This window comes from Streptomyces sp. SID5785, assembly GCF_009870065.1.
In the GTDB taxonomy this organism is placed as follows: Bacteria; Actinomycetota; Actinomycetes; order Streptomycetales; family Streptomycetaceae; genus Streptomyces.
Genome location: NZ_WWIA01000974.1, coordinates 1 through 3,492, shown reverse-complemented (window position 1 = coordinate 3,492; position 3,492 = coordinate 1). Strand labels below are relative to the sequence as shown.

The 3,492-nt window shown below is 73.3% G+C and carries 3 protein-coding genes; all 3 read right to left on the bottom strand.

The window, feature by feature from the left end; all coding sequences use genetic code 11:
• Window positions 1–328 precede the first annotated feature (328 nt).
• The 3 genes from GTW43_RS31685 to GTW43_RS31675 all read right to left on the bottom strand — a co-directional run bounded on the left by GTW43_RS31685 (window position 329) and on the right by GTW43_RS31675 (window position 3,479).
• On the bottom strand, window positions 329–2,137 hold the full coding sequence (locus tag GTW43_RS31685) for an ABC-F family ATP-binding cassette domain-containing protein (protein WP_161303590.1): 1,809 nt from the start codon (window positions 2,135–2,137) through the stop codon (window positions 329–331).
• A 151-nt stretch (window positions 2,138–2,288) separates the two neighbouring features.
• Complete coding sequence (locus tag GTW43_RS31680) at window positions 2,289–2,513, bottom strand: hypothetical protein (protein ID WP_161305421.1); 225 nt, start codon at window positions 2,511–2,513, stop codon at window positions 2,289–2,291.
• A gap of 48 nt (window positions 2,514–2,561) precedes the next feature.
• Complete coding sequence (locus GTW43_RS31675; RefSeq protein WP_161305420.1) at window positions 2,562–3,479, bottom strand: 4-(cytidine 5'-diphospho)-2-C-methyl-D-erythritol kinase; 918 nt, start codon at window positions 3,477–3,479, stop codon at window positions 2,562–2,564.
• Window positions 3,480–3,492 lie beyond the last annotated feature (13 nt).

Here is a 3,492-nt window from a genome sequence, read left to right as displayed (position 1 = left end):
TGGTGTCTGCGGCGGGCCCGCGGGCGGCGGCGGTGTCTGCGGCGCCTGCGGATCCTGCGGTGCTCCGAAGCCGCCGGCGGGCGGCTGGTTGGGCGGCTGAGTCATCAGCGCTCCCCCCTCTACTGCTGATGTACTGGCACGCCAGGCTGTTTTTCCGGACGTTCTCAGGTCGGTCACGAGGTGCGCTCAGGGCCCCCTCAGCCGCCCTTTCTATCACTCTGGGCGTGTACCACAGGGGCCGGTCGCTCCCCTGTTCCCAAGGGAGCACCGGCCCGTGATGCGTCCGTTACGCGCCTTCGCCCGTTCTCCGCAGACCTTCAGACGGTCTTCACGCGTCCTCGGCGAGTTCCAGCCAGCGCATTTCCAGCTCGTCGCGCTCGCCCGACAGCGCGCGCAGCTCGGCGTCCAGTTCGGCCACCTTCGCGAAGTCCGTGGCGTGCTCGGCGATCCGCGCGTGCAGCTTCGTCTCCTTCTCGGAGACCTTGTCCAACTGCCGCTCGATCTTCTGCAGTTCCTTCTTCGCGGCGCGGACGTCGGCGGCCGACGGGCCGGCCTTCGCGGCGGGTGCGGCGCTCGGGGCGGGCGCCGGGGCCGCGGCGTCGAGCATCCGCTGCCGGCGCTCCAGGTACTCGTCGATGCCGCGCGGCAGCATCCGCAGGGTCGCGTCGCCGAGCAGCGCGAACGTGTTGTCCGTCGTGCGCTCGATGAAGAACCGGTCGTGGGAGATCACGATCATCGACCCCGGCCAGCCGTCGAGCAGGTCCTCGAGCTGCGTGAGCGTCTCGATGTCCAGGTCGTTGGTCGGCTCGTCGAGGAACAGGACGTTCGGCTCGTCCATCAGCAGGCGCAGCAGCTGCAGCCGGCGGCGCTCACCGCCGGACAGGTCGCCGACGGGCGTCCACTGCTTCTCCTTGCTGAAGCCGAACTGCTCGCACAGCTGGCCCGCCGTCATCTCGCGGCCCTTGCCGAGGTCGACACGGTCACGGATCTGCTGCACGGCCTCCAGGACACGGAGCGTGCCGGGCAGCTCCGTCACGTCCTGCGACAGGTAGGCGAGGCGCACCGTCTTGCCGACGACGACCTTGCCGGCGGCGGGCTGGACGTCGCCCTGACTGCGGGCGGCGTCGGCGAGGGCGCGCAGCAGGGACGTCTTGCCCGCGCCGTTCACCCCGACGAGGCCGACGCGGTCGCCGGGGCCGAGCTGCCAGGTGAGGTGCTTGAGCAGGGTCTTGGGTCCGGCGGTGACGGTGACGTCCTCGAGGTCGAAGACGGTCTTGCCGAGGCGCGCGTTCGCGAACTTCATCAGCTCGCTCTTGTCGCGGGGCTCCGGGACGTCGGCGATCAGCTCGTTGGCCGCCTCGACGCGGAAGCGGGGCTTGGAGGTGCGGGCCGGGGCGCCGCGGCGCAGCCAGGCCAGCTCCTTGCGCACCAGGTTCTGCCGCTTGGCCTCCTCGGTCGCGGCGATCCGCTCGCGCTCGGCGCGGGCGAACACGTAGTCCGAGTAGCCGCCCTCGTACTCGTAGACGTCACCGCGCTGCACGTCCCACATCCGGGTGCACACCTGGTCGAGGAACCAGCGGTCGTGCGTGACGCAGACGAGGGCCGAGCGGCGGGCCCGCAGGTGGCGGGCGAGCCAGGAGATGCCCTCGACGTCCAGGTGGTTCGTCGGCTCGTCGAGGACGATCAGGTCCTGCTCGTCGATGAGCAGCTTCGCCAGCGCGATGCGGCGGCGCTCGCCGCCCGAGAGCGGGCCGATGACCGTGTCCAGGCCCTGCTCGAAACCGGGCAGGTCGAGGCCGCCGAACAGGCCCGTCAGCACGTCACGGATCTTGGCGTTGCCCGCCCACTCGTGGTCGGCGAGGTCGCCGATCACCTCGTGCCGGACGGTCGCCTCCGGATCGAGGGAGTCGTGCTGCGTCAGCACGCCGAGGCGCAGGCCGCCGCTGTGCGTGACGCGGCCGGTGTCGGCCTCCTCCAGCTTGGCCAGCATCCGGATCAGAGTGGTCTTGCCGTCGCCGTTGCGGCCCACGACGCCGATCCGGTCGCCTTCCTGCACGCCGAGGGAGACGCCGTCGAGGAGGGCACGGGTGCCGTAGACCTTCGAGACGTTCTCGACGTTGACCAGATTGACTGCCATTACGCTCCGCTCCTTGGGCCGACCATCCAGCGTAGTCGGGGTTCGGGGCGCGGATCGCCGTGGGCGGGGTGGGCTCGTGCGCGGCTGCGGGCCGGTGGGGCTTCTCGCGCAGGTCCCCGCGCCCCTGACATGCAGACCGTTCGGGTCGCATCTACCCGGTGCGCGGGCGCGGGGACCTGCGCACCGGGACGCGGCGGACGCGGACCAGGGGGGCCACCTCGCGGGGGCGGATGAGGCGGCCCGGGCCGCCGAGGTTCGGCGGCGGGAGCGGGTGGCCGCGCAGGACCATCGTCGTGTGCAGGCCGACCAGGGCCACCGCGCCGAGGGGGACGACAGCGCGTCGCAGACGTCGGCGGCGGGGGCGGGTTCTCGTCATGCCGGTAGCGTCCCGCGCCGGCGATTCCCCCCGGCAGGGGTGACGTACTCAACCGGAGATGAGTACGGCTCCCTCCGCCGGGGAGCACGCCACCCGGGCCGCGCGGCACGTACCGGACGCGACGAGCGCCGACGTGACCGCACGCGCCGCCGCCTCGTCCGCCACGAGGAACGCCGTCGTCGGCCCCGAACCGGACACCAGCGCGGCGAGCGCCCCCGCCGCCGTACCCGCGTCGAGCGTGGCCTTCAGCGCGGGGAAGAGGGAGAGGGCCGCGGGCTGCAGGTCGTTGGTGACGGAGGCGGCGAGCGCCGCGACGTCACCGGTGCGCAGCGCGTCGAGCAGCGCGGGCGACGCGGCCGGCGCGGGCGCGTCGGGGCTCAGCCGGTCGAACTCCCGGTACACCGCCGGCGTCGACAGACCCCCGTCCGCCACCGCGAACACCCACCAGAAGTCGCCGCCCACCGCGAGCGGCTCGAGCCGCTCACCGCGCCCGGTACCGAGCGCCGCCCCGCCGACCAGGCTGAACGGCACGTCGCTGCCCAGCTCGGCGCAGATGTCGAGCAGCTCGGCGCGCGAGGCACCCGTGCCCCACAGTGCGTCGCAGGCCACCAGCGCGGCGGCCGCGTCGGCGGAGCCGCCCGCCATGCCGCCCGCGACCGGGATGTCCTTGGCGATGTGGAGACGGACCGTGGGCTCGGGCAGCCCGTGCCGCTCGGCCAGCGCGAGCGCCGCGCGGGCGGCGAGGTTCGTACGGTCGAGAGGGACCTGGTCGGACCCCGGGCCCGAGCAGGTCACGGTGAGGGCGTCCGCCTCGGTGACCGTGACCTCGTCGTGGAGGCCGACGGCGAGGAAGACGTTGGCCAGGTCGTGGAAGCCGTCGGGGCGGGCGGGGCCGACCGCGAGCTGCACGTTGACCTTGGCGGGGACGCGGACGGTCACCGAGCGGGCCGCGGGCGTACCGGTCACTTCCCGGCCTCCG